Origin of the sequence: Salibacter sp. (assembly GCF_031581065.1) — a bacterium.
In the GTDB taxonomy this organism is placed as follows: Bacteria; Bacteroidota; Bacteroidia; order Flavobacteriales_G; family Salibacteraceae; genus Salibacter.
The window spans coordinates 14,291-38,117 of the sequence record NZ_JAVLBN010000013.1 but is presented as its reverse complement, the minus strand read 5'-3'; the positions used below and the strand labels follow the sequence as shown (position 1 = coordinate 38,117).

Annotated in this window: 27 protein-coding genes and 1 tRNA gene; 12 read left to right on the top strand and 16 right to left on the bottom strand. The window is 37.0% G+C overall.

What is annotated here, in order from left to right:
• Window positions 1-26: 26 nt before the first annotated feature.
• Together RI557_RS05185 and RI557_RS05180 are read left to right on the top strand one after the other, a co-directional pair.
• Window positions 27-803 (top strand): DUF2490 domain-containing protein, encoded by a 777-nt coding sequence (locus tag RI557_RS05185; RefSeq protein WP_310682579.1) that lies wholly within the window; start codon window positions 27-29, stop codon window positions 801-803.
• Window positions 804-810: 7 nt separating this feature from the next.
• Window positions 811-1,695: a hypothetical protein gene (locus RI557_RS05180; RefSeq protein ID WP_310682577.1), complete on the top strand. Its 885-nt coding sequence runs from the start codon at window positions 811-813 to the stop codon at window positions 1,693-1,695.
• Here the strand turns inward: RI557_RS05180 and RI557_RS05175 are convergent.
• The 3 genes from RI557_RS05175 to RI557_RS05165 form a co-directional block, all read right to left on the bottom strand.
• Window positions 1,692-2,330: an outer membrane beta-barrel protein gene (locus RI557_RS05175; protein WP_310667801.1), complete on the bottom strand. Its 639-nt coding sequence runs from the start codon at window positions 2,328-2,330 to the stop codon at window positions 1,692-1,694. The two genes, RI557_RS05180 and RI557_RS05175, sit on opposite strands and share 4 nt — an antisense overlap.
• An 84-nt stretch (window positions 2,331-2,414) precedes the next feature.
• The gene (ribH, locus tag RI557_RS05170; RefSeq protein WP_310667800.1) at window positions 2,415-2,918 is read right to left on the bottom strand and encodes a 6,7-dimethyl-8-ribityllumazine synthase; all 504 of its coding nucleotides are present in this window, start codon (window positions 2,916-2,918) and stop codon (window positions 2,415-2,417) included.
• 2 nt (window positions 2,919-2,920) lie between these two features.
• A complete protein-coding gene (locus RI557_RS05165; RefSeq protein WP_310682575.1) occupies window positions 2,921-3,616 on the bottom strand; it encodes a tetratricopeptide repeat protein in 696 nt (231 codons plus the stop codon).
• Window positions 3,617-3,738: 122 nt separating this feature from the next.
• Between RI557_RS05165 and recF the strand changes: the two genes are divergently transcribed.
• From recF to RI557_RS05145, 4 genes are read left to right on the top strand one after another with little or no spacing between them, the layout of a single operon-like run.
• Window positions 3,739-4,851, top strand: coding sequence for a DNA replication/repair protein RecF (gene recF, locus RI557_RS05160; RefSeq protein WP_310667798.1), 1,113 nt, complete (start codon window positions 3,739-3,741; stop codon window positions 4,849-4,851).
• 5 nt (window positions 4,852-4,856) lie between these two features.
• Window positions 4,857-5,543 carry a hypothetical protein gene (locus RI557_RS05155; RefSeq protein ID WP_310667797.1) on the top strand — a complete coding sequence of 229 codons (687 nt, stop codon included), beginning with the start codon at window positions 4,857-4,859 and terminating at the stop codon, window positions 5,541-5,543.
• A 2-nt stretch (window positions 5,544-5,545) separates the two neighbouring features.
• Window positions 5,546-6,214 (top strand): PKD domain-containing protein, encoded by a 669-nt coding sequence (locus RI557_RS05150; RefSeq protein ID WP_310682573.1) that lies wholly within the window; start codon window positions 5,546-5,548, stop codon window positions 6,212-6,214.
• Window positions 6,211-6,504, top strand: coding sequence for a DUF721 domain-containing protein (locus RI557_RS05145; RefSeq protein WP_310667795.1), 294 nt, complete (start codon window positions 6,211-6,213; stop codon window positions 6,502-6,504). The genes RI557_RS05150 and RI557_RS05145 overlap by 4 nt, the downstream gene beginning before the upstream one ends.
• Before the next feature lie 3 nt (window positions 6,505-6,507).
• On the opposite strand, the gene RI557_RS05140 is transcribed toward RI557_RS05145, so the two are convergent.
• The 3 genes from RI557_RS05140 to RI557_RS05130 are packed head-to-tail and all read right to left on the bottom strand — an operon-like array spanning window position 6,508 to window position 7,208.
• Complete coding sequence (locus RI557_RS05140) at window positions 6,508-6,690, bottom strand: CPXCG motif-containing cysteine-rich protein (RefSeq protein WP_310682571.1); 183 nt, start codon at window positions 6,688-6,690, stop codon at window positions 6,508-6,510.
• Complete coding sequence (locus tag RI557_RS05135) at window positions 6,683-7,015, bottom strand: hypothetical protein (RefSeq protein ID WP_310667793.1); 333 nt, start codon at window positions 7,013-7,015, stop codon at window positions 6,683-6,685. Before RI557_RS05135 ends, RI557_RS05140 begins: the two co-directional genes overlap by 8 nt.
• A 4-nt stretch (window positions 7,016-7,019) precedes the next feature.
• Window positions 7,020-7,208, bottom strand: coding sequence for a hypothetical protein (locus RI557_RS05130; protein ID WP_310667792.1), 189 nt, complete (start codon window positions 7,206-7,208; stop codon window positions 7,020-7,022).
• Window positions 7,209-7,323: 115 nt separating this feature from the next.
• Here RI557_RS05130 and RI557_RS05125 point away from each other — a divergent pair, with 115 nt between their 5' ends.
• Window positions 7,324-7,596: a hypothetical protein gene (locus RI557_RS05125; protein ID WP_310667791.1), complete on the top strand. Its 273-nt coding sequence runs from the start codon at window positions 7,324-7,326 to the stop codon at window positions 7,594-7,596.
• 1 nt (window position 7,597) lies between these two features.
• On the top strand, window positions 7,598-8,737 hold the full coding sequence (locus tag RI557_RS05120; protein ID WP_310682569.1) for a T9SS type A sorting domain-containing protein: 1,140 nt from the start codon (window positions 7,598-7,600) through the stop codon (window positions 8,735-8,737).
• Here RI557_RS05120 and RI557_RS05115 read toward each other — a convergent pair.
• The 9 genes from RI557_RS05115 to RI557_RS05075 form a co-directional block, all read right to left on the bottom strand.
• Entirely contained in the window at window positions 8,727-10,676 is a 1,950-nt protein-coding gene (locus RI557_RS05115) for a T9SS type A sorting domain-containing protein (RefSeq protein ID WP_310682567.1), read from the bottom strand. The genes RI557_RS05120 and RI557_RS05115 overlap by 11 nt on opposite strands.
• Before the next feature lie 65 nt (window positions 10,677-10,741).
• Window positions 10,742-11,692, bottom strand: coding sequence for an aldo/keto reductase (locus tag RI557_RS05110; protein ID WP_310682565.1), 951 nt, complete (start codon window positions 11,690-11,692; stop codon window positions 10,742-10,744).
• Window positions 11,693-11,791: 99 nt separating this feature from the next.
• The gene (locus RI557_RS05105) at window positions 11,792-12,220 is read right to left on the bottom strand and encodes a peptidylprolyl isomerase (RefSeq protein ID WP_310667787.1); all 429 of its coding nucleotides are present in this window, start codon (window positions 12,218-12,220) and stop codon (window positions 11,792-11,794) included.
• A gap of 452 nt (window positions 12,221-12,672) precedes the next feature.
• Window positions 12,673-12,924, bottom strand: coding sequence for a GIY-YIG nuclease family protein (locus RI557_RS05100; protein WP_310682563.1), 252 nt, complete (start codon window positions 12,922-12,924; stop codon window positions 12,673-12,675).
• A gap of 49 nt (window positions 12,925-12,973) precedes the next feature.
• Window positions 12,974-13,049 (bottom strand) — tRNA-His (locus RI557_RS05095).
• Between the two features lie 98 nt (window positions 13,050-13,147).
• Window positions 13,148-14,020, bottom strand: a complete 873-nt coding sequence (miaA, locus tag RI557_RS05090) for a tRNA (adenosine(37)-N6)-dimethylallyltransferase MiaA (protein ID WP_310682561.1) — start codon at window positions 14,018-14,020, stop codon at window positions 13,148-13,150.
• 5 nt (window positions 14,021-14,025) lie between these two features.
• On the bottom strand, window positions 14,026-14,544 hold the full coding sequence (locus RI557_RS05085) for an IS1096 element passenger TnpR family protein (protein ID WP_310667784.1): 519 nt from the start codon (window positions 14,542-14,544) through the stop codon (window positions 14,026-14,028).
• 48 nt (window positions 14,545-14,592) lie between these two features.
• Entirely contained in the window at window positions 14,593-15,306 is a 714-nt protein-coding gene (locus RI557_RS05080) for a head GIN domain-containing protein (RefSeq protein ID WP_310667783.1), read from the bottom strand.
• Window positions 15,307-15,376: 70 nt separating this feature from the next.
• The gene (locus RI557_RS05075) at window positions 15,377-15,856 is read right to left on the bottom strand and encodes a response regulator (RefSeq protein ID WP_310667782.1); all 480 of its coding nucleotides are present in this window, start codon (window positions 15,854-15,856) and stop codon (window positions 15,377-15,379) included.
• Window positions 15,857-16,033: 177 nt separating this feature from the next.
• Between RI557_RS05075 and RI557_RS05070 the strand changes: the two genes are divergently transcribed.
• Genes RI557_RS05070 through RI557_RS05055 form a run of 4 tightly spaced genes read left to right on the top strand, consistent with a single transcriptional unit; the run spans window position 16,034 to window position 21,015 of the window.
• The gene (locus tag RI557_RS05070; RefSeq protein WP_310682558.1) at window positions 16,034-17,062 is read left to right on the top strand and encodes a ThiF family adenylyltransferase; all 1,029 of its coding nucleotides are present in this window, start codon (window positions 16,034-16,036) and stop codon (window positions 17,060-17,062) included.
• Window positions 17,059-17,766, top strand: coding sequence for a hypothetical protein (locus tag RI557_RS05065; protein WP_310682556.1), 708 nt, complete (start codon window positions 17,059-17,061; stop codon window positions 17,764-17,766). Before RI557_RS05070 ends, RI557_RS05065 begins: the two co-directional genes overlap by 4 nt.
• 2 nt (window positions 17,767-17,768) lie before the next feature.
• Window positions 17,769-19,922 carry a 7TM diverse intracellular signaling domain-containing protein gene (locus tag RI557_RS05060; RefSeq protein ID WP_310682554.1) on the top strand — a complete coding sequence of 718 codons (2,154 nt, stop codon included), beginning with the start codon at window positions 17,769-17,771 and terminating at the stop codon, window positions 19,920-19,922.
• Window positions 19,912-21,015 carry a hybrid sensor histidine kinase/response regulator gene (locus tag RI557_RS05055; RefSeq protein WP_310682552.1) on the top strand — a complete coding sequence of 368 codons (1,104 nt, stop codon included), beginning with the start codon at window positions 19,912-19,914 and terminating at the stop codon, window positions 21,013-21,015. The genes RI557_RS05060 and RI557_RS05055 overlap by 11 nt, the downstream gene beginning before the upstream one ends.
• A 35-nt stretch (window positions 21,016-21,050) precedes the next feature.
• On the opposite strand, the gene RI557_RS05050 is transcribed toward RI557_RS05055, so the two are convergent.
• The gene (locus tag RI557_RS05050) at window positions 21,051-23,675 is read right to left on the bottom strand and encodes a lectin-like domain-containing protein (protein WP_310667777.1); all 2,625 of its coding nucleotides are present in this window, start codon (window positions 23,673-23,675) and stop codon (window positions 21,051-21,053) included.
• Window positions 23,676-23,827: the final 152 nt, after the last annotated feature.

Genomic DNA, 23,827 nt, shown 5'->3' with positions numbered 1-23,827 from the left:
TTTTGCTCTTCAGTTCCCTTACTTTGATGAGTACCTTCATTTACAGTCAGGAAAGTGAGGAGTTAAAAGCCAGTTTTGATGAAATGGGATACAATACATGGCTGAGCTCTTACAATAAATTTCAATTATCTGAAAAGCTGTATTGGGCTGCAGAGATGCACTACCGTAGAGCAGGTGAAGCATCAAACACACCGTTTGTCGACCGGATGTCAAAAATATACAACCGGCATGGTCTCAATTATGTGTTTTCCAATAGATTCAATGTCACAGTTGGTGGAGTTCTCCGTTTAGATTTCACTCCTGATCCCGGCAATAATGATCTCGAACCAATTATTTTAGAACCCAGAATTTGGCACCAGTACATCTTTGCAATCCCTTTTTCGCGATTCATGGTTTATCACCGTTTTAGAATAGAACACCGCTGGACAAGAGGCTTTGAAGTAGGTAACACAGATTGGCAATTCCGAAATCGCTGGCGCTACAATTTTTACATGAAAATTCCGCTCAACAACAAACAGTTGAAGCCAGGCACTATCTATTTATCGCCCAGTATTGAAGCTATCGCACAAACAGGTAAATCGGTTGTAGGGAGCTTTATGGAAGACATCAGGTTTTATACCAATGTTGGCTACATTGCCAGCCCCAGAGTTTCAACATCAGCTGGTGTAATGTACACCACTGGTCAGAACCTGAGTGATCCTACCTTTTACAGGCGCAGATGGGTTTTCCGTGTAAGTGCATACATCTCACTCGATTTCAGAAAAGAAGAAGAAAAAATACCTTCGATTAAACTTTCAGATTAATAAATTCATGCTCACACGAAAACATAAATTTTTAATAGCTTCTTTGATCATTGCTATACTATTAGGAGCACTGACTTTTGTGCTGTTCAGGAATAACAAATTCAAGAATGAACGCAGTTCTCTTCGCTCGGATCTGACCAATGTAAAACAACAACATCAGCTATTTGAGCGAAAGTCAATGGCCGATAATCTTTTTATCCGAGGAGAATACGATTCGGCAATGTCAATTTATACAAGTATTGAAGATTCCATTTCCAGCAACTCGTTTATCGAGGAAAGAAGAGCGCGAATGAAGCGGGTTCACAATTTGAAAGATGCTCTCGACAGCACGCAAACGATGACGACCTCACAAATTGCCAGAATGGAGGAGGAGATGGAAAAACGCGAGAAAGTGATCAAAGAAAAATACAATGATGAACACGATTCATTGTCGAGATATTACCGTGGGCAAATTAGTGTTTTAGAGAATCAAATAAGCCAGTTAAAGTCGAAGTTGAACAGTAAGCCAAATATTGACAGGCTTAATTTTTACAATGCTAATGGAACGCGCATTTCATATTTTGGAGAAGTGAAGTTTGGTAAAGCAAATGGTGAAGGAATGGGGCATTACAGCTCAAATAGCGTTTATGATGGTGACTGGAAGAATAACATGAAACACGGGAAAGGAACTTACAAGTGGGTTGATGGCCACAAATATGTTGGAGATTATGTGAAGGATAAGAGAGAAGGAGAAGGAACTTACTACTGGAATACAGGCGAAAAATACAAAGGTAGCTGGGAGAATGATAAACGAAACGGCTACGGAATTCTTTACGATAAAAATGGAATTGTCAAGTTTAAAGGAATATGGAAAGACGATGAGTTTGTACGTGAAGCTGATAAAGAAAATTAGTCCAGATTCAATTTCTCAATATAAGAACTAACTTTATTTAAAGGCATTTTGGCGTAAAACTGAACAACCATTGATGCTGGCAGTTTGTTATTATCAGCAAAGTCGTTTTCGTAAGATTGAAGCGGTACAAAACTGTGATTGTACCGCACACCAAATACAAGGTCTTTTTTGTACTCGTATTCCAGCCCAAATAAAGTTGAATAATCCATAGCAGGTACTTCATTTCTCAAGCCCATTGATTGTGACTCACCATCAATAGAGTACTGGTAATTACCGGCAATAAACAAGCTTGGCTGAAAACCAATATTGGCATTGAGCCGTTCACTCAACACAATGTTGAACATTATGGGAACATCAAGATAGTAGAGATTGATATTACTTTTATTACTACTATTCCAGTTCCAGGATCCTTTTTGAGTAATCAGCCCTTCAAGTTGAATGTAAAGTCGCTCATTACTGCCAAAAGTCTTGTAAGCTCCAATTTGAAAACCGGGTTTAAAACTACCTGATCCCTGGCCTTTGACCGTAGAAGTTATTAAGCCAGCTTTTATACCAAAATCCTGTCCAATAGTTGGTTGAAAGGAAAAGAACCAAAAGCCTAAAAAGAGTATGTATTTCAACAGGTTGGGAATCATTGATGAAAATTGAAAATCGAGTTCAATTTTACGAAAACAATTTCAATTTACAGCTTGAAAAGCAAACAACAAAAGTTAAAAGAATCAGTAATTAGATTGCGAAAGATCCATTTGAAGCGCGACCATTTTGAGAGCAGCTACGGCAGCTTCAACTCCTTTATTGCCGTGTTTACCTCCGGCTCTGGCACGTGATTGTTCTATGTTGTCATCGGTCAGAACCCCAAAGATAACCGGCTTGTTGTATTTCAGGCTCACATCTTTTATGCCGTGAGCAACTCCCTGGCAAACGTAGTCAAAGTGGCTTGTTTCACCACGAATAACACTGCCTACACATACGACAGCATCAACTGTATCGTGTTCACATAAAAACTGTGCACCCAGCGGAAGTTCAAAACTTCCCGGTACGCTTTTTACCACAATGTTGTGATCTGAAAGGTCTTGAGACTTTAAGACTTCGATAGCTCCGTCTCTTAGAGCATGTGTAATTTCCTCATTCCATTCACTAAAAACAACTCCAACACGAAGACCTGAACAATCCGGGAGATCATTCAGGTCGTGCTGTGATAGATTTTTGTTTTCAGTTGCCATGATTATGCTTTCTCCTGCATGAGTTTAGCACGCTGAATGTACTTGTCTATTCCGCGACCTTCCTGTGAGTTAGGATAGTCGTTTTTGATAGATTCGTAAAAATCACGAGCATCTCCATATTTGTTCAATTTTTCAGCTGCAATTCCAGCTTTTTTGAGGTAAATTGGAGTAGTAAATGAATTGCTCTCTGAATTTGCAGCGTCTTCGTAATAGCCGAGCGCTTTTTCGTAATCGCCTAATTCGCTGTATGCATCACCAATAGCACCCAGTTTGAGTGATGGAGTGATTTCATCATTTGCGCTGTAACGATCCAGGTATGCGATTGCACCTTCGTAGTCTCCGGTTCTGAGTAGAGAAACCCCCATGTAGTAATTTGCTACATTGCCGGCATTTGTAGAGCCGTAGTCACTAGCTACCTGTTCAAAACCTAAGTGACCTTCATTGTCACCGTACATCGCTAAGCGGAATGAATCTCTTGCGAAATGTTGCTGTGCGTAAAACATTTCAGATTCAGCTTCTTTTTGAAGTGGCGGCATATAAAAGTTAAAATAGTAAACGATACCGGCCACAATTATCAAAACAGCAGTTAACCCGTAGGTTATCGTTTGCTTGTTATTTTCAAAAAAGTGTTCAGTTTTCGAGTAAACTTCTCCTACGTCAAGAATTTCCTCTTCGCTTTGTTTCTTTTTGTTAGACATGTTAAGGCGTGTTTTAATGCGTGCAAATATAGTTTTTTATCGTTTTTGGTTTTGGTAATGAATGACGTAATTTGCACGAGTTATAAAAATATCATTGTTAACTCTTGCTTAGCGGGATTTCCATGCATTTAAAAAACCTTCATTTAGTTCATTTTAAAAATCGTGATCAGGCCGATTTAGAGTTTGTAGACGGCATAAATTGCTTTGTTGGCAACAATGGAGTTGGTAAAACAAATCTATTAGACTCAATTTATTATTTGGCATTTTGCAAGAGTTTTTTCAATCCTATTGATTCTCAAAATATTCAATACGATGAAGGCTTTTTCGTGATTGAAGGTACTTTTGATCGCAATGAGAAGGACGAAAAAATCTACTGTGGGTTTAAAAAGGGAGATAAGAAACAGTTTAAACGCAACAAGAAGAATTACGAGCGCTTTTCAGATCACATTGGTTTTTTGCCTCTGGTAATGGTTTCACCGGCCGATACTGAGCTCGTTTACGATGGCAGTGAAGTGAGGAGAAAGTTTGTGGATGGTGTTATTTCGCAATTTAATTCGTCATACCTCAATAATTTGCTGAAATACAACAAAGCAGTGAGCCAGCGCAATGCGCTACTCAAAAAGATGGGTGAAGAGCAACGCTGGGATGCTTCGTCAGTTGATGTGTGGAACATGCAACTTCTCCAGTATGGCCAGCCAATATACGAAGCCCGTAAGGAGTTTTTAGACGAATTTATTCCCATTTTTCAGCAGTATTACAACTTGATAGGAAATGAAAGTGAAGAAGTGTCACTGGTTTATAAATCGAAGTTGCATGACTCATCATTTGAAGAGTTATTAAAACAGTCAGAACCGAAAGATGCTCGAGCCCAATATACAACAGTAGGTGTTCACAAGGATGACCTCACATTTGAAATAAAAGGGCATCCGCTAAAGAAATTTGGCTCACAGGGACAGCAAAAGTCTTTCCTTATTGCATTGAAATTGGCACAGTTTGATTTCATGAAAATGAAAAAAGGCATCAAACCGCTCTTGCTTCTTGATGATATTTTTGATAAACTCGACAAAAATAGAGTTAAGGCACTCATGTCGTTAGTGAGCGAGCATCATTTTGGGCAGGTTTTCGTGACTGATGCCAACAAAACCAGGATTCAGGAGTTATTTGAAGATATAGAAACTCCACTGCGTATATTTGAGGTTCAGCCTGATGAGATAATGCTTATTACAGAAAAATAAGATTGATGAAAAAATTTATTTTAATAGTTTTTGTATTGATTTCTACACTGAGTTACAGTCAGCGAAAAGACTGGAACCTCGGTATATTTGCTATACCCAGTGATCAATACAGAGTAAAGATAGACGGTGAGCTACAAAAGCCCGGCTATTCATTTTTGATCAAACCCGGCTACCACGAAATTCAGGTGTGGTCTCCAAATTATCAGGTATACGACACCGCTTTCACTTACATGACCGGTAAAGTGATTGTCAAGATAGACTTGCAGCCATCTGCTCAATTGAAAGCTGTGCGTAAAGCTCAATACGAAAAAGGAAGGTTACACGGTCACGCTTTCATTGGAGCTACATCAGCTATTGTTTTGGGTATTGCAGCTGCTATTAATTACAATGAAATAGGAGCTCGTAATTTGGAATATGTTCGCTCTAATCAAGCTGTTCGGTTAAATATTGAAGGATTTAGTAAGGATGATAGAAACGAAGATGAAAGGCGTTTGCAAAACAGCAGAATTGCTCAATACGCAATGTATGGATTGATTGCCGGCAGCCTTACATACTGCACCTGGAAGCTGATCAAGGCCAGGCAGGTTGAAGTCCCGGAATTAGGAGACGATAAGAGTTTTGTGCTAGATGGAGTTGGTCTTTCTCCAAACAGGATGGGCGGAATGAATGCGAGTCTTCGGTTAAAATTTTAGAAATGAATAAAACAGCACTTTATATATCTATTTTGCTTTCGGTAATTGCCTTTGGATGTGCCGATAAGCCTGATGCTTGCATTGAGGGATCTGACCGATATTACAAAAATATTGAAGCTAAGTTCAGAACCTGTGGAGAAGGAGAGGTTTTCTTTTGGGAGTTTGGAAACGATTCAGCTGGAGCCAGGGGCGACAATGTTCAGCATATTTTTGAGCGAACAGGAACTTATGAGGTGAAGTTGACCGGCTACAGTGATGATGGCCGCAAAACTGATGAGGCTACTAAACTTGTAGAAGTTGGTTACAAGCGAGTTGATTCAATCGTGGTTACGCAGCTAATTTTAAATGGAGTAGAGGAAAAAGATAATGACCAAACACGACCAGATGTTTATTGCACATTTGGTTCTTATGTGAGTAAAGACACTATTTTTAATGCACCGAGAAATGCTTCACAGTCAGATCCGTTTGTGTTTCGTTTTGATACTGCCGTTTATAATGATTTGTCGATTGGTGATGAAGTTCAGTTGTTTGACTACAACAGTTCTCCCGGTATTAATGATTTGTTGATAGAGGATATTGATTCAGAGGCATTGAGCGACATGGAAAATCCACAGGTTTGGGAAATTCCATTGTCACTCAGGTTAGAAATTTATTGGACTTTAGTAGAATGAAAAAAGGGAGCAACCAGGAGTCACTCAAAGAAGTAATTGATCGCTATCTTGAGTCTTTAAAGATGAAGGATAAGTTGTCGGCCATGGACCTTAAAAAGGAATGGTCAAATATTGTGGGGCCAAGCATTGCTAAGCACACAACGAGCATGTTTCTTCAAAAACAAGTGCTCATCCTGCGAATTGACAGCTCAATCATTAAAAATGAATTGAGCATGGCAAAGTCAAAACTCGTGGAATCCATCAACAATCACTTTTCAAAAGAAGTTGTTAAAGAGATTGTACTCAAATAACTTTTACTGGCCTATTGGCTGATAATCAAATTCGACTACTTGATTTCCCTCGATTTTAACAGTAAATTCAATTGGATTACAGCACCTTTCGCAATCCTCAATAAATTTTTGATTTGGTGCTCCGACATCAATCAAGATACTGACATTCGTAAAACAATAAGGACAGGTAAACTCATGTTCAATCATCTTCAGTCAAATATTCTGATAGTTTATCTGCCCCGGATTTTAATAAAAGAGATATGATCTTAGAAGTTTTCATTTCAACAACTTCACCCTTTTTGATAGTAATGTAATTACTTCCTGCTACTTTGAAACGAATTTCCTGCTCAAAGTGCTTGAGCAACTCAAGATATTCAATGTGTTTGCTCACCGGAATATGACTGATGAAATCTTCTAGAATTCGTTCGTCAGATATAAAACACTCAACAAAGTGAGATCTTGAAACAAACTCTACCTTACCAAAGGTATGATCAATGTATAAATCGCTTGGATCAATTATGAAACTTCCCATATTCTTACTTATCTGCAGATTCAATACTTACTTTACCGTTAAACTTCCAGGTTGTTGACTTTTCATTGTCAACTTCACTTGGTATTTCAACTTCCAGATTTTCAAAATTGTAATCGACTTTCTTATTTTCTTCAATTGTTGATGCAATTGAACTGAAAAGATCATTAAGTGTTTTGAATTCGTTTTTTTCCATTTGAATTTGATTTGTTAATCTAACGGAATATACGTGATTGTGGTGAGCTAAACAAGTTTATGGCACGAATTTTTGTAAATTTATGTAAAATTAGAACACCTAAAGTTTCTACTATATGAAAAGACTGCTAATACTATTGGTTTGCTCAGCAATGACATCTATTTCTAATGGTCAGATCCAAAGTGCTGAGTGGGAGAAATACCTTGAGGATGGAACACTTGAAGAAGTAACGTATGACTCTGTTTCCGGGTCTTATTATTTAGTAGGTTTTTATGATGGTTGTGCCCGTAACTTTAAAATGATTAAGCTCGACTCTTCCCGTAATGAGATTTGGAGTGCCACAAGGGTATATTGTTTAGCAAATGAAATAGGGTCTTTTTATAGTTAAGATGCTTTTTAGGCAGTTTACATATTCTAATGAGGCTAATAATATATACCTTCAATTATCCCTTGATGGAAATCATGATGATGGCTGTCATCATTTATACTTTAATAAGTACACAAGTAAAATTGTAAACGATGTTGTAACGGGTAGAAGTAGAAATTTTGAATTTAAGAAAACATCAAATACAGAATTCCAATCATTTCAAAAACAGTGGTATAGAGATAGAATTAACCGGTTAGATCATGATTTAATTTCAGGTAATACATCTGCATGGTTTTATCATTTGATTGACGGATTTGATGTTGACTTCATCATGGAACGAAATGATTCACTTTTTATTTATCAGGCAAAGACATATAATGATACTACTGAGAAGGATTCACTTTTTGTCATATCCAGAAACTCAGGAGGAGTATCAGATATATCAGAAGTGCACGATCTAAATAAATCTGTATCATACTTGTGGAGAGGTGATGCGAGAATGAAGAGTAGTGGTACAGTTTTCTGGTATGAGAGCTTAATTGACAACTACCCATATGCTAATAGATACGATAGCGCTTTTGTGATGGGCAATTATGATTTTGTTTCTCAAGAGATTGATTCTGTCAGTATATATTTTGATAAAGAAACCTCAATTCATCAATATGAATGGATCAATGATCGACTTCATTTTTACATGAATAGAGGAGATACGGCAATATGGAGTATTTATGATCTCTACGGACAGCAGTTATGGACTAAAGAGTTTTTGAGTTTTCAACCTTTTAGATTGAAAAATGTAGAGTTAGTTGATGATGGGTACATCATTTCAGGAAAACGAGATGGCAAAATGTATATGGCAAAATACAAAAAGAGTGAATCGCTGTCCGTTGCGCTTGGATCTGACCGTTTAGAAAATGAAAAAGCAACATCATTTGAGATGTTGCCAAACCCGGCTGAAAATCAATTTCGTATCTCTTTTGGTTCTGAATTGAGAAATGTTGAAATGCAAATTTTGAATATGAAAGGTCAGTTGATCATATCTAAAACCATTAGCGACAACGAAAAAGTTGATATTTCAGGATTGAACAGTGGAGTTTACATCGTAAAAATTAAATCTGAGTCAGAGCAGAGTGTTCAAACAAAAAAGCTCATTATTCAGTAATAATCAATTTTGATTTACTGGCTGTATTATTTGTATTTTTAGACACTACGAAATAAATCCCTGGCGATAAATTAGTCGAGATCTTTTGTTTTTGACCATTGATTTTCAATGAGTAAACCATCTTGCCTGTAGCATCATAAACTTCAATTTTATCAACGTTAGCATTATTCTCAATTGAGAAAGTGCCATCATTAGGGTTAGGGTAAATGTTGATGATCTTATTCTCCTCGATTTTTTCCCTTCCAGAAACAAAAACACTATTCGAGAAATTAGACAAACAACCGTTTTCGCCTATCGATCTCACTCTAAATGTATAATTATCATCAGGGTGATAAATAAATGGAAGATCATAGCCGGTAAATTCCCCGTTTTGAGTGTACCAAACATGTTGGAGAGAATCTGTACTACTGAATAATGTATCGTTGGTAAACGATAGAGTAGGAGTCTCTGGAATATCCTTCACTTTAACTTCAAAAAAGCGGTTGTAAATCTGTCCCTGCCCATACTGTATTTCAAACTTAAATCGAACAGTCATTGAACTATCAAATGCATTTACATTAAGAGTGTGAATATTTGAGCTTGAGTTTAGTTGATAGCTATTATTATGAATGGCCATCGAATCAGTAGTTGAAACTGAAATAGAATACTGGTCAGATCCAGTTAGCTTAAAGTTAAATTGAAGATTGCTATCATTTCGGCAAATAGTTTGTTTCAAAGGACCAATCAAAGAAGGGCGCAAGTTTTCTATCTTATAAACTTCTAATGCTCTGGCAAAATCATATTCATTATCATAGTTAAACATGTAACTTACCGAGCTTCCAATAGATGCATATTTATCATTGATATCTGCCGATCTAGAATCTGTAAATGCAAAAGGTCTAATTTGTTTCCTGAGCTTCACATAACCTGAGTCGTGGTAAAAAAGAACCATATTTCCAAAGTTCTTATTATCGAACTCATAATTGTTTTGAGAATAGTACGGACCGATTTTATTAAAAGCACCAACTGCTAAACCTACTTTATCATTTGACACAACCTCTTTGATTCCCCAACAATTATCACAATCATTGTGGGTTAACAATAACTTCCGACTGTGATTAAAAAGGTTATCTGAATAATTAATCTTGATATAAGGCCATAAATCATCTTCACCTTTCTCAAATTGAATAAGTGCCCTTGGATCATTTAAGTATCGAGATTTATATGGATACTCATATTGAAATGTATCAGTTAATCCTTGTTCAATTTGAGTAGTACTTTGGTTAAAAAAGAAATAATCATCAAATTGATTCCCGTTAACATTATGAATTTGACCACTTAAAATACAGTAATCATCATCACATTCGAGCTCCCCATAGTTATTCATATTAAATGGCTCTATTAAAGTGTCATTAGCGAAATCCCAAATTGCTAATCTTTTTACATTGTGTTGATGTCCACCTGTAAATGAACCGGATAAGAAAAGGGAGTCTCCTTTCAATTCCAGGTCAAAAACAATTCCATTAAACTGGGGTATATCAGTAATTAAAGAATCGGTTTTGTAATTATACAGAGCAAAATTTCTGTGACTAATACCGTTCACTTCAGCAATAGCTCCGCCAATAAAAATCAAGCTGTCGTTGACTTCAAAATCCCAAACGCGCCCAATAATGTCTAAATCAAACCCCTGAGCTTGTTTGGAAATTAAATCAACCATATAAAAATCACCTGTATTCATAATAGGAGATAATGAATCTTTACCCTGTGTAGATTGAACAACATCATATAATTGATTGAAGTTCCCCTGACAGAATACAGTATCTCCCTTTAGTTTAGTTAGCTCAACAGTCTTTTTAGAGGTAGGAATACCATCAATAAACTGAACTGATTGAGAGTGGATATTAATTGTGATAAATATCAACACAGCAGATAAAACAGAAAAGTATTTTGTGGTCATCATAGAAATATTTTTGTTTTTTTCTACAAAACGAATACCATTTTACCTGCTGAAGGTAAGCATAATTCTTAACTCCAAAGGTATTCCATCGTGTATGGACTTCCATCCATTGCCCAAAAGCTGCCGTCAACGAATCTGTAACCTCTGTCGATTTTTTCAATTTCTTTCATTTGAGAATCGGTTAGTTGAATGCCTTGAGCTTTAATGTTTTCATCAATTCGGGAAGGTGTTACCGATTTTGGAATAACGGCATTCTCTCTTTGAGCTGACCATGCGATGAGGATTTGTGCAGGGGTAGTGTTCATTGATTGAGCAATTTCATTTACCAAATCATTTTCTAAAAGAACAGGCTCGTCATCCTTTTTCATTTTTTCACTTCTGTCATTTGACCCGAGCGGACTATAAGCTGTTAGATGAATTCCGCTTTCAGTACAGAATTTATGCAGCTCCTTTTGTTGTAAATAGGGGTGGAGTTCTACCTGGTTCATTTCCGGTTTTTCATCTGCTTTATTGATCAGATCCTTTAGGTTCTGAATGTTGAAGTTTGAAACTCCGGCATGTTTGATCAGGCCCTCTTTTTTGAGGTTTAGCATAGTGTTAAATGTTTCGTGGTGAGGAGCCTGATCAGGTGACAAAAAATCTTCAGGTTTTTTGGGGAAACTGCAATCTGGTTGAAGCGCTACAGGCCAATGTATGAGGTAGAGATCCAGGTAATCTAATTGTAAGTCTTCGAGTGTCTTTTGTAAAGCCGGTTTCACATCATTGCTGAGGTGAGCAGTATTCCACAATTTACTGGTAATCCACAACTCTTCTCTTGAAACGATATTTTCATCAATGGATCTGACCAAAGCATTACCTACTTCTTTTTCATTTCCATAGATGGCAGCACAGTCAATATGTCTGTATCCACTTTTGATAGCATGATAAACGGCTTTTTCTACATCTCCTGGAGCCGATTTCCATGTGCCTAACCCAATTACAGGCATTTTATCTCCGTTTCGAAAGTTTAGTGTATTCATGAGTTTTATTTTTGTTGAGCGCAGTCAATTTACAAAAGTTTAGAAACAAAAAAAGCAACCCCTCGAGGTTGCTTTTGAAATACTTGGAAAAATATAATATTACTTGATCTCTACTAATTCAATGTCAAATACTAAATCTTTACCAGCGAGTGGGTGATTAGCATCAACAGTAATAGCTTCATCTTTAACTTCAGTAACAACCAATTGAATTTCTTGCCCCTGAGGAGTTTTAGATACCAATGGCATTCCTACTTCAGGTTTAATTTCTTCTGGGAGCTGTGATTTTGGAACTTCCTGAACGAGTTCTTTGCGAACATCTCCATAAGCTTCACTTGAAGGTATATTGAGTGTTTTCTTTTCGTTCTCTTCCATGTCGATAAGACCATTCTCAAATCCAGGGATAAGTTGTCCCTGACCTACTGTGATTTCTAAAGGCTCTCTATCTTTAGAGCTATCAAATACTTCGCCAGATGTCAACTTTCCTGTGTAATGTACTTTTACAGTGTCGTTGTTTTTTACTTTACTCATAAAGTGATATTCTCAGATTATAAAATTGATTTCCAATTTACTAAATGAATTGACGCGAAGGTATAATTAATTATTTACCTCACTAAGTCAATCCATGAAAGTTAGAGATATTAACGTGAGAAAAAGTTGAAAGTTAGAAAGATTAAAAGCGGGATTTCCTAAAATGGATTTCCCGCTTTTTTTATATCTTGCTTTTACCACAAAATAAGATATTTTATAAATTAAAAATTTTAACGGTCATCCAGTCACCAAACAAGTTTTTAATTTCATTTTAACCAAATATATTTATCGTTCACTTTACCTGAAAACTAAAAAAGCTCCCTAAAAAAGGAGCTTTTGAATTTTGAAGGGTGGAAGATGGGACTCGAATCCCGTTGACATTTCTGTCAACGAGGACCCTCGCACCTTTGCGAGATTGAAAATCTCGAATAGTGCGGGGCCCACGACCTCTGTTATTTTGAATTGTTGATGAAACTTAAAACCCTCTTTCTACTTTTCATCTTTTTTAGTTTCATTTCAAGTTTAAAAGCCTCAGATCTTGTACTACATGAAAAGTAGTGAATTAGTTTCCATGGGGTATCACTCTTAGTAGATTTATTATACCCTTTATTGTGTTGAATGATTCGTTTTTCCAGGTTGTTAGTAGAGCCGATGTAAAATCTTTCAGTTGTTGAAGACTCCAGGATGTAAGTGAAAAACTTCATTAGTCAAAACTAAAAAAGCTCCCTAAAAAAGGAGCTTTTGAAAATTGATGGGTGGAAGATGGGACTCGAACCCACGACCTCCTGAACCACAATCAGGCGTTCTAACCAACTGAACTACAACCACCATTTGAAAACCCTCTAAAGAGCCTTGAAAGACCGCTTTGAATGAGGGAATGCAAAATTAGAAATAGTTTTGAAATAAGAAAATAAATATGCTCTATAACTACCTATCAATTTTAAAAGGTGGATAGAGCCATGTTGTATTGTCAAGTCGTCTGAACCAGGTGAGTTGTCGCTTTGCGTATCTGCGGGTATTACGCTTGATTAACTCAATTGCTCTTTCTATTGAGATTGAACCTTCTAAGAATTCAAAAACTTCCTGATAACCAACTGTTTTAAGCGCTCTATGATCTTTGTATTTTACAACCGATTTAACTTCATCGATTAAGCCAGACTCAATCATCATATCTACTCGCAGGTTAATTCTATCGTGAAGTTCTTTTCTGTCTCGATTGAGAATGTAAATTTTGGCTTCCCACGGTCTTGATTGGTGAGTGTTTTTCCTGAATGAACTAAAAGACTTACCGCTGGCCCTCATAACTTCCAGGGCTCTAATAAGCCTGGTATGGTTCTGATCGTCAACTTCACTGTAAAACTGAGGATCTAATCTTTTTATTTCACTTTGTAAAAATGCTAATCCGCGATTTTTATAGTCTGAAGTAACTTGCTCCTTTATTTTGGTCGGAACCGTTGGCATTTCGTCAATACCGAAAAGTACAGCGTTTAAATAAAGGCCAGATCCACCTGTGAGAATAACTTTATCATGAGCTTTGAACAAGCTGTTGATCTTTTCAACAGCATCAATTTCGTATTTTCCGGCATTGTATTCTTCGAGAATACTGTGTGAATTGATAAAGTGGTGTGGGATTCCCTGCATTTCTTCATCGGTAGGTTTAGCCGTACCGATTGAAAGCTCTTTAAAAAACTGTCTTGAGTCGCAGGAAACAATTTCGGTATTCCATTTTTTAGCCAGCTCAATTGTGAAATCAGTTTTACCTACAGCTGTTGGACCTGTAATAACAAAGAGCTCCTTCATGAATTTTAGAGTTCTTCCTCAAATGGCTCGTCAAAATCTGACTTTTCGCTGTCGTCATCATCAGGATAAGCATTCATTGTTCCAAAAAGATCTTCAGCCGTTTTGGAATTTTGGTCTGGTGCTTCCCCGTAAGAAAGTGAGATTTTTGGAAATTCTTCATTTTTTTCTGCATCGCGAATTTCAGCTACTTCAACAAAGAATGTCCACATTCTAAGAAAATCAAAAACGTATAGAATTTTTTGTTTTTGATCTTCAACAATGTCGTGTATAGCTGTGTCTTCCATCAACCTTGATGGGCCTTGTTTGCCTGCTCCCATATCCATTAGAGCGATTTCCTCACCGCGTTCCCAGTCTTCATTACTGAGGTAAAAAGAGGCCATTTCTGAGTTATCAAATCCAAATGCTTCCTGGATCTGATTGTGAAGATCTAAAAAAGAGTTGTTGTTTTTGAGTTCAATGTCTCTGAAAACATCCTGCTTTTCAGCAGTATCGATTAGTACGCGAAATTTAAAGGCTTTTTCCATGGCTGCAAATGTAGTTTTCCTTTAGGAGTTGTACGAAAAAAAAGGGCATCAGTTATCATCAATAATTTCGCCTGATCCATCACCTGATTTATTGATAGCTGGAGATCCTTTGTAACGAATATCACCACTACTAGTGATATTGGCATTAATCGTTTGAGATACTCGAACCAAAGCATTTCCCGAAGCTGAAATATCAGCATCGAGAATTCGTGTAGGCATTTCAAATCCTTCAATATCGCCAGATTGCCTGATTGTAAGGTTGTGTTGATCACATTCGCCACGATAAGTAACTTGTCCTGATCCATTGATCAAAGTCGTCAATTGGTCAACCCTCATGGTCAGATCACAATCTCCCGATCCATTGATGACAACCTGAAAATCCTCCGCATCAATAATGTCCTGAGAGATGATTTTTCCAACCTGGTCAATCGTAACACCAGTTAATGAAGGCGTCATGACGGTCATGGAAACTTCTTTGTGATTTTGGAGGCAAGAAGAGTAGGAGACTGATAAGATATTATTGTTGACACTTGTTTCAATAATGTCGAGGATGTTTTCCTCCCCTTCAATTTGAATTTGAGTCTCGCTTAAAGAAGTGTCAATTTCAACATAAACATTGCCAGATATTGAAACATCAACATAGCTTGCAGGTTGCAGCGTTCTAATATTGATTTTTCGCGGACCTGAACCTGAAATACACTCGTCATCACAAGAGTAGAAAGCGAAAACAATTGCAATAAAGTACAAAAATCTTTTCATCATGAACGGAGCAAAGATAGTGCAGTTCTTTAAATGACTCTGCCCGAAAAAGCAATGATCAGATAAATGAAAATTAATCGAGTAATTTTTGACGGAGGAGGAATTCGAGCTGTTCGTTAGCTTTCTTCAGTTTTTCAAAAAGAATTTTATTCTCTTTACGGAGTGAATAAACTTCATGTGCATTTCTAATGCTTAGTTCGAGCTGTTTATCATTCCACGGCTTCGTAATATAACGGTAAACCTGTCCTTTATTAATGGAATCGATTACAGCTTCAATATCAGAATAGCCGGTCAGTAGCATTCTAATGGGCTCTGGGTGTTTATCCAATATAGACACTAAAAATTCAACACCTGTTTCATCTGGCATTCTTTGGTCAGTAATAATTATATGGATTTCTTCTTTTTCTAAAATATCGCGTGCATCATCGGCAGAGATAGCCGTCCAAATCTTAAAGCTTCTTCTAAAACTAGCTTTAAATGAAACCAGGTTGTGCTCCTCGTCATCAACGTATAGCACGTGAATTTTTTCCTTTTCCTTATTAGCGTCTGTCATGATTGAGTGTTATGCTTGCAATACAATAATAAGTTATTCCTGCGATTATTTGATCAAAAAAGACCGTTAATAAAGCGAAAAACCTGATCCTTTAAAGGAATTGACGTGTATACAAAAATAGTCACACGAAAGGAATTGTTATTTTGGTGCATTCCAAATTCCACCAAAATCATGAAAATGGATAAACAGCTTTCTGAATCGATTATTACGAATTCACTTGACGAACTAGAGTCTATTTCTAAATCTAATCTATCAACTAAAAGTTTGTTCAGTGAACAACTCAAAGAGTTGGCAGTATGCAGGGATGTATCGATAAAAGGAGATTCATCCAAAGTTGAAGACTTCGCTAATGAGCTCAGTAAAACCGTGTCATCAAACTGGGTTTATTACCCCTGGCTAAACAGTGCTTATGAAATATTAAATGAAAAGGAATTCATTGAGGTCAGAACCAATCGAAATCAACTAAAAATAACGCCTTATGAACAAAAGAAGCTTTCTGAGGCGACAATAGCTATCGCAGGCTTGTCGGTTGGTAATTCTGTGGCTCTGACCATGGCAATGGAAAGAGTGGGAGGACACCTGATTCTAGCCGATTACGATGAACTCGAGCTCAGCAACCTCAATAGGCTAAGGACCGGAATACCACAAATAGGGTTACACAAAGGTGTAATTGCTAAAAGACAAATTGCAGAACTGGATCCTTACATTAAAGTAACGCTATTTGATGAAGGAGTTACCGATGAAAATATTACTTCTTTTATATATGAAGATGTAAACATTCTGGTAGAGGTTTGTGATAGTTTAGACCTAAAATTGACATTGAGAGAAAGAGCCAAAAATGTTCAAATTCCGGTTATCATGGACACTAATGACAGGGGAATGATTGACATTGAGCGGTTTGACCTCGAGCCCGAGAGACCTGTTTTTCACGGCTATTTAGAGGATCTGAATATGAGTAATGAAGAACTCAAGAAGCCTGAAAACAAGCTAAATTTAGTTCAACGAATTGTTGGCAATGATATATCAGAAAGATTGAAAAAATCAATGCCTGAAATTGGTAAAACTATTTCAAGTTGGCCACAATTAGCATCTGGAGTTATGTTAGGTGGAGCAGCAACAACAAATGTTTGTAGAAGAATATTACTCAATGAACATAAAAAATCAGGAAGATTTTATGTAGATTTTGAGCAGATTATAGGAGCATGATCAAGATAAAAGCATTTCGTACTACCCAAAATCAGGAGTCTAGTGAGCTTTTTGCTGATGGTCACGAACAGGTATTGCGTGATTTTGGTGTTGAAAAGGTGACAAGTGCTGATCGATCATGGATGAAAAACCCCAATGTTTATGTAATCACCGTTGAAAACGAGGATAGTTCAAAAGTTTATGGAGGAGCTCGCATACATGTAGTGGGAGATGAAAACGAGAAGCTTCCGGTTCAGGATGCGGTTGGTGAAATGGATGGTGATATCCACTCCATGGTAAAAGCTGATATTCCTATAGGTGTAGGAGAATTATGTGCGCTCTGGAATGCTAAAGAAATTAGGGGAAGCGGAGTGAGTACATTCCTCACAAAAGCCAGTGTGGCTAAAGCAGGCGTTAAAATTGCTAATCTTTTGAAAATCAACATCCTTTGGGTTCTTTGTGCTCCTTATACTGTTGGCATGGTTGAAAAGGCAGGTTTTGAAGTGGTCAGATCCCTGGGGAATGATGGCCAGTTTCCATATCCCAAGCCAGATTTGCCCGCTACAGTACTGCGCTTGAGTGATACAGATGACTTGTCAAAAGCGAGTGATAAAGAGAGAAAAGAGATCATGAGTTTGCGCAAAGATCCAAAACAGGAATTGGTAGAAAAAGGACCAAAAGGGGAGTTAATTGTATCGTACGATTTATACATTGAAGACTTGTAACCATGAATAGAATAGCCACTTTATTCATTTACTTCTTTCTTTTAGCTATTCAGCTAAGTGCTGAATCAGATACTATTAGAGTTACAGATGAAATGAAAGAACGCTTTATAGGATCCAGGGTCAGTGTCTTTACTGACTCTACCGGATCCATGAGTGTTTTAGATGTTTTGGACAAAAGTTTTAGTGAGAACAACAGTTCAGTAGTAAGTTTTGAGCCCTCTCAACATGCTCAATGGATACAGTTTAGTTTAAAAAATGAATTGCCATCATCTGATGTGATCATAGAGTTAGACTATCCGGTTTTAGACTACATAGCTTTATATGAGAAGTATAATGGTAAAGTGAGAATGTTAGGCAAAAAAGGCGAGAAGTTTCCTTTTGCACAACGTGATAACAACCATCCAAGTTTTTTATTTAAAGTCGATATTCCCAAAGGTGAAACAAAAACCTTTTTCTTAAAAGCTAAAAGTGGAGAGGTTATCAATCTTCCAATTTTTGTAGGTGGAAATGAAGATATATTGAGCACTCTCAATACCAGATCATTGATTTATGGTATATATGCAGGGGTAATGCTCGTAATGTTTTTCTATAACTTTTTCATTTATCTAACAACCCGAATAAAGAGTTACCTTTACTATGTGCTCTACATTGCAATGGTGGGTTTAGTTCAGGCTACTCTCAATGGGTATTCTTTTCGCTTCTTTTGGCCAAACTCTCCTGAAGTTGCTCAACATAGCCTTTATGTGATCAATGCCTTAACAGCATTATTCTCTATAATATTCTTCTTTGAGTTTGTATCGATCAAAAAAGTATCGAAAACGCTTTATTACATTGTAATTGGAGCTGGATCAATTTACATTATAGAGTTAGTACTTGTCTTTTCCGGTAACTTCAATGATGCTTACAGTGTCATGAATATTGCCGCATTATTACTAGCTCTCTCAATGCTTGTTAGTGCTGTATATGCAGCATTTAAAAAGTCGAGAACAGCTATTTACTTTTCAATTGCCTGGGGTTTTTTCCTCACATCAGTCATCATTTTTGTATTGAAAGACGGTGGAGTTTTAGAGTACAACTTATTCACTGCTAATGTTCTCGAATATGGATCTGGGTTAGAAACTATAATGCTGGCATTTGGATTGGCCGATTATATAAATGTATTGAGAAAACAGAATGAAGTAGCCCAAAAAGAAGCGCTTGATGTATCAAAAGAAAACGAACGTTTGATTAAGCGCCAAAACATTATGCTCGAGCAAAAAGTTCAGGAGCGAACAAAAGAGTTAAGTCTTACAAACTCAGAGCTCAATGAAGCATTAGACGAATTGAAAGAAGCCCAAACTCAACTTGTAGAGCAGGAAAAAATGGCATCACTCGGTCAACTTACAGCCGGAATTGCACATGAAATTAATAACCCAATCAACTTTGTAACGGCCAATGTAAATCCGCTCAAAAGAGATATTGAGGATATCATTGAAGTACTTGAAAAATATCAATCAATCAAAAGCGTAGATGATTTTAAAGTTAAAATAGAAGAAATTAACGAGCTAATAGAGGAGTTAGAAGTCGATTACCTCAAGGATGAGATTAACTCTCTCCTAAAAGGGATAGACGAAGGAGCCAGAAGAACAGCTGAAATTGTAAGAGGCTTAAAAGTATTTTCAAGAGCCGAGGAACAAGATATTAAAAAAGTTGATCTTTTAGAAGGTTTGGAATCAACTGTCACACTTCTTAATTCCACAATTAAAAACGAAATTAAAGTAGAGCGAGACTTTAAAAATATCCCAAAAGTGGAATGTTACGCAGGTAAAATTAACCAGGTTTTCATGAACATCCTCAGCAATGCAGTTCAGGCAGTTAAAGAAGATAAGTCACGGTCAGAGCCGGGTAAAATTATGCTTAAAAGTTTTTCTGAAGGAGATGAAGTTTTCATCCAGATTATTGACAACGGCCCCGGAATAGATCCAGAAGTAATCAGTAAAGTATTTGAGCCATTTTTCACAACCAAGCCGGTTGGGGAAGGAACCGGCCTCGGATTATCAATTACAAGAAGCATCATTCAAAAGCACAATGGTGATATCAAAGTTGAAAATAACAAAGACAGAGGAGTAACGTTTACAATCAAATTACCTAAATACCAGGTATCAGATGATAAATAATATCCCACATAAAGCAAAAGTGCTCTTCATCGATGATGAGGAACCCAACAGATATGGATTCATAGCTGCTTTTAGAAAGCTTTATGATATTACAACAGTAGAAACAGCCGAAGAAGGAAAGAAACAATTATCTGAAAACGAATTTCACATTGTAATTTGTGATGAACGCCTGCCTGGTGAGAATGGATCTTCATTTTTATGTTGGGTAAAAGAGCATTACCCTGATCTAATCACAATGTTAATCACTGGCTACGATGACTTATCACCTGCAATAGAAGCCATAAACAAAGGAGAAATATACCAGTACATTCATAAACCCTGGAATAATGATCAGGTGAAAATCATCATCGATCAGGCATTTGAACGCTATTGTGATCAAAAGAAAATTCACAATCAAAACCTGCAACTAACAAAAGCCTATAATGAATTAGACAGACTTTTATACAGTGCTTCGCATGATCTGAGAGGACCATTGACATCTATACTTGGGCTTACTCGACTTATCAAGAATGAAAGAGATAATTCTGTGCAAAGTACTTATATCAGCATGATTGAGGACAGTGTCAATAAACTTGAAAATATTCTTCAGGGAATTGCTCACTTTTCTGAAAACCTCAAAATTGAATACAAAATTGATTACATCCATTTTGATGAGCTAATAGAAGATGTTTTATACAACGTCAATTCAAGAGAGTTGATGAATAAAAACACAAAGGTTGTAAAGGTTGTTAGTCAGGATACCGACTTTAAAAGTGACTCAAATAGAATAAAAATCATTCTTGAACATCTACTCAGGAATGCCTGTCATTTTCAAAATGAGGAGATTAACAATCAAACTATTAGAGTAGAGGTACAGGTAGATGAAAAAGAGGCAAACATTTCTATTTCAGATAATGGTGTGGGCTTTGATGAAGAAACGGCTGATAAAGTATTTCAAATGTTTTACCGTGGTCACAGTCAGAGCCGTGGAGCCGGCATTGGTCTTTACATCGTCAAAGAAGCAGTTGAAAGGCTTGGAGGTTCCATCAAAACAGAATCAGAACTCGGTAAAGGGACAGCTTTCAATGTAACAATTCCCAATATTACCGACTAACCTCACTCACGGTTCTGACCGAAATTTTTCCTGATTTAACGATATAGAAGAACGGTACCATCGTACTCTCTCATTTGTCCGCTGTAATCACGGTATTGAATTTTCCAGAGATAGGTCTCCTGATTCCTGTTGCTGTTGTCATTTTCAAAATCTGTTCCATCCCAAAATTCTTCAAAATCACTGGTTTCAAACACCAGATCACCCCATCTGCTGTAAATGGCAAAACGATAATTCCTGATATTGCGATCAACAATTTGAGGACCAAATGAATCATTCAATCCATCTCCATTAGGTGTAAATGCATTAGGAATAAAAAATGCACGATCTTCACCTTTAACGTAAACTGTTTTAATGGTTGTATCGTAACAGCCTGAGTCGTTTGATACAATTAGCTCAACATCGTAATAACCAGAGTCCTGAAATTCATATCTGTGAGTATCAGCAGTTGACGCTACCATTCCATCTATATACCACGTTTGAATAGTTTCAACTTCAGATTCATCCTGGAAGAAGACTTCGTAATTGGTTAGTTTTGAAGCAGTATCAGGGGTATAAGTGAAGTCAGCTTCAGGAGTTTCGAAAATTTCAATAGCACATGAATCTGTTCTTACACTGTCACAATACTCAGTACTTATTGAGAATGTTATATCGTAGCAACCTGTATCAGGAAAAGGGTAGTAAAAGGATGAGTCTGAAGGAAAATATGAGTCGCCAAACCCAAAGTTGAACTCGTAATCAGCCGATGTATCAAACTCAGGAATTTCAAACAGCACGCCCTGATCTACACAAGCCGGTTGTAAAAAAGTGTAGGCATGAGAAGCGTAATTATCAATAAAGACCTCAACTGAATCTACTTGAGGTGTTGAACCGCAACCATCGGTAAGTGTTACAGTATAGTATGTTGTAGAATCAGGATCAACATCTATAGTTAAATTTGTAGTAGTATCTGGATCGTTCCAAACAAAGCTGTAATTGCCGTCACCTCCAGCACCAATAGACCACAAGTTGGCTGTATCACCAATGCAAAGTCCAGTATCAGGACTAACGGTTAGATCCAATGGAGGAAGAACATTTAAGTCAAAAGAAGCCACATCTTCAGGACAGTCATTATCATCAGTGACAGTTACAGAGTACGTGGTAGTGTCTGTTCCCCAGACATTTATCGCAGAAGAAATTTCTGATGTATTCCAGGTATAATTATAATTTCCTGATCCGCCAGTGACATTAGTAAAAACAGATATGGTTTCGTTTTGGCAAGCAACTATGTCATTTAGTGGGCTAATTGAAATTGGAGCTGGTTCATTGATGACTAAAGGTATTGTATCCTGGCAGCCACCACTATTGTTGACGACTACATCATAGTTTCCACCACATAAACCACTTTTTGATGTTCCTCCGGTTTGGTTTGGCCATATATAGGTATAACCTGAGTTTGAGTGAGGTAAATATACCTGAGCTGCTCCGTCACAATATCCATTACAGGTTACATCTTGAGTAGTTGATTGCAATCCGTCTAAAATTCCAATAGTAACGGTAGCGCTCCCAAAAAAACCATTAGCGCAGTTGCCCTGTCCGGTAAAACTTGTAATAGTATAAGTGGTTGTAGTTGTGGGAGAAACCATGATTTTTTGACCGTTTGAAACTAATCTACCGTTAGTATCAACATTGTATAAATTAGCATTAGTACCGTCAAATATTTGAACAGTAAAAGGGCCTGTACCGGTAATATCTAAATTTAGAGGAACTGAAGTTCCCTCACAAGTAACTGTATCTCCTGATAGGGTAGCAGTGTTACTGTCAATAATTGTATGAGTATAGCTATCTGTCCTGAAGTAACCACATGAATCGTAAATGCTTACCGTGTAAGTTGTTGTATTGCTTGGGGAAGCAACAGGATTTTGAATAGAATCATCGCTAAGTCCGTTTGAAGGAGACCAGGCATAAACATTGCCATAACCTGCATCTAATGCAACCGGATTTCCCTGACAGGTTGTAACATCAGGTATATCAGGCTGTAGAGTCGTGTATTCAATGCAAACAGTTTGTTCATTACTATTAGATGAAGTTCCTCCGGTAAAACCCCAGTACACATTTGGGTCTGACCCAAAAACTGAATTAATAATATTGCTATTGTAATCGATGACCAGGTTACAGTCAAACCATACCTTAAAGTTATTATTTGCCGGATCCCATTTTACATGGAGGGAGTGATCTGCAGTATCTTCAATATTGGGTAAGAGAGTAGGGCCAGTTAAGTTATTTGCTGATGTATGAGAATTATTTCCGTTTCTCATTAATGATATGTGATCCTCCGTTGGGTCTGAATTACCTGTGCTTTGATCAGTATCCATTTCCACGACTAAACTCGGTAGAATACCATTATAACCCATGTTACCAGGTGAAGGAACACCAGCTAAAACGCCACCCTGGTGAAAAGAAAAACTCATTCCATTACCACCTGTAGTATCTTTAGTACCAAAATTTAAAGTGGCATATAATTCAAATGGTTCTGTTAGGTCTATCTGTTGATTATACCAAACTTGGCCTGTGATATTAGCCTGATCAGTAGTTAATGTGAAGCAATCGTTTCCTGTGCTTGTTGCATTATTATTAAGCTGATATTGTTGGCTATGAGCTATGCTATTAAATAGTATGCCCAACGATATAATGAAACTTTTAAGTAATAAATCCCTTTTATCCAATGTTTCTCCAGTTTTCCGTGCAAAAATCCTGCTTTGATAAACGAGTAAATACTCAAGCGGTTTGCTAAAATAATAACTTGATTTTTAATAAGCATTAACACTTTGTTCAA

Coding starts and splice junctions, on each gene's coding strand:
- RI557_RS05055 (WP_310682552.1), top strand. CDS start 19,912: ATGATAAATAATATCCCACATAAAGCAAAAGTGCTCTTCATCGATGAT.
- RI557_RS05145 (WP_310667795.1), top strand. CDS start 6,211: ATGAAAAAAGGGAGCAACCAGGAGTCACTCAAAGAAGTAATTGATCGC.
- RI557_RS05175 (WP_310667801.1), bottom strand. CDS start 2,330: ATGATTCCCAACCTGTTGAAATACATACTCTTTTTAGGCTTTTGGTTC.
- recF (WP_310667798.1), top strand. CDS start 3,739: ATGCATTTAAAAAACCTTCATTTAGTTCATTTTAAAAATCGTGATCAG.
- RI557_RS05180 (WP_310682577.1), top strand. CDS start 811: ATGCTCACACGAAAACATAAATTTTTAATAGCTTCTTTGATCATTGCT.
- RI557_RS05110 (WP_310682565.1), bottom strand. CDS start 11,692: ATGAATACACTAAACTTTCGAAACGGAGATAAAATGCCTGTAATTGGG.
- RI557_RS05060 (WP_310682554.1), top strand. CDS start 17,769: ATGAATAGAATAGCCACTTTATTCATTTACTTCTTTCTTTTAGCTATT.
- RI557_RS05065 (WP_310682556.1), top strand. CDS start 17,059: ATGATCAAGATAAAAGCATTTCGTACTACCCAAAATCAGGAGTCTAGT.
- RI557_RS05075 (WP_310667782.1), bottom strand. CDS start 15,856: ATGACAGACGCTAATAAGGAAAAGGAAAAAATTCACGTGCTATACGTT.
- RI557_RS05140 (WP_310682571.1), bottom strand. CDS start 6,690: ATGATTGAACATGAGTTTACCTGTCCTTATTGTTTTACGAATGTCAGT.
- RI557_RS05085 (WP_310667784.1), bottom strand. CDS start 14,544: ATGGAAAAAGCCTTTAAATTTCGCGTACTAATCGATACTGCTGAAAAG.
- RI557_RS05070 (WP_310682558.1), top strand. CDS start 16,034: ATGGATAAACAGCTTTCTGAATCGATTATTACGAATTCACTTGACGAA.
- RI557_RS05105 (WP_310667787.1), bottom strand. CDS start 12,220: ATGAGTAAAGTAAAAAACAACGACACTGTAAAAGTACATTACACAGGA.
- RI557_RS05185 (WP_310682579.1), top strand. CDS start 27: ATGAGTACCTTCATTTACAGTCAGGAAAGTGAGGAGTTAAAAGCCAGT.
- RI557_RS05080 (WP_310667783.1), bottom strand. CDS start 15,306: ATGATGAAAAGATTTTTGTACTTTATTGCAATTGTTTTCGCTTTCTAC.
- RI557_RS05115 (WP_310682567.1), bottom strand. CDS start 10,676: ATGATGACCACAAAATACTTTTCTGTTTTATCTGCTGTGTTGATATTT.
- RI557_RS05155 (WP_310667797.1), top strand. CDS start 4,857: ATGAAAAAATTTATTTTAATAGTTTTTGTATTGATTTCTACACTGAGT.
- miaA (WP_310682561.1), bottom strand. CDS start 14,020: ATGAAGGAGCTCTTTGTTATTACAGGTCCAACAGCTGTAGGTAAAACT.
- RI557_RS05130 (WP_310667792.1), bottom strand. CDS start 7,208: ATGGAAAAAAACGAATTCAAAACACTTAATGATCTTTTCAGTTCAATT.
- RI557_RS05125 (WP_310667791.1), top strand. CDS start 7,324: ATGAAAAGACTGCTAATACTATTGGTTTGCTCAGCAATGACATCTATT.
- RI557_RS05100 (WP_310682563.1), bottom strand. CDS start 12,924: ATGAAGTTTTTCACTTACATCCTGGAGTCTTCAACAACTGAAAGATTT.
- ribH (WP_310667800.1), bottom strand. CDS start 2,918: ATGGCAACTGAAAACAAAAATCTATCACAGCACGACCTGAATGATCTC.
- RI557_RS05135 (WP_310667793.1), bottom strand. CDS start 7,015: ATGGGAAGTTTCATAATTGATCCAAGCGATTTATACATTGATCATACC.
- RI557_RS05120 (WP_310682569.1), top strand. CDS start 7,598: ATGCTTTTTAGGCAGTTTACATATTCTAATGAGGCTAATAATATATAC.
- RI557_RS05150 (WP_310682573.1), top strand. CDS start 5,546: ATGAATAAAACAGCACTTTATATATCTATTTTGCTTTCGGTAATTGCC.
- RI557_RS05165 (WP_310682575.1), bottom strand. CDS start 3,616: ATGTCTAACAAAAAGAAACAAAGCGAAGAGGAAATTCTTGACGTAGGA.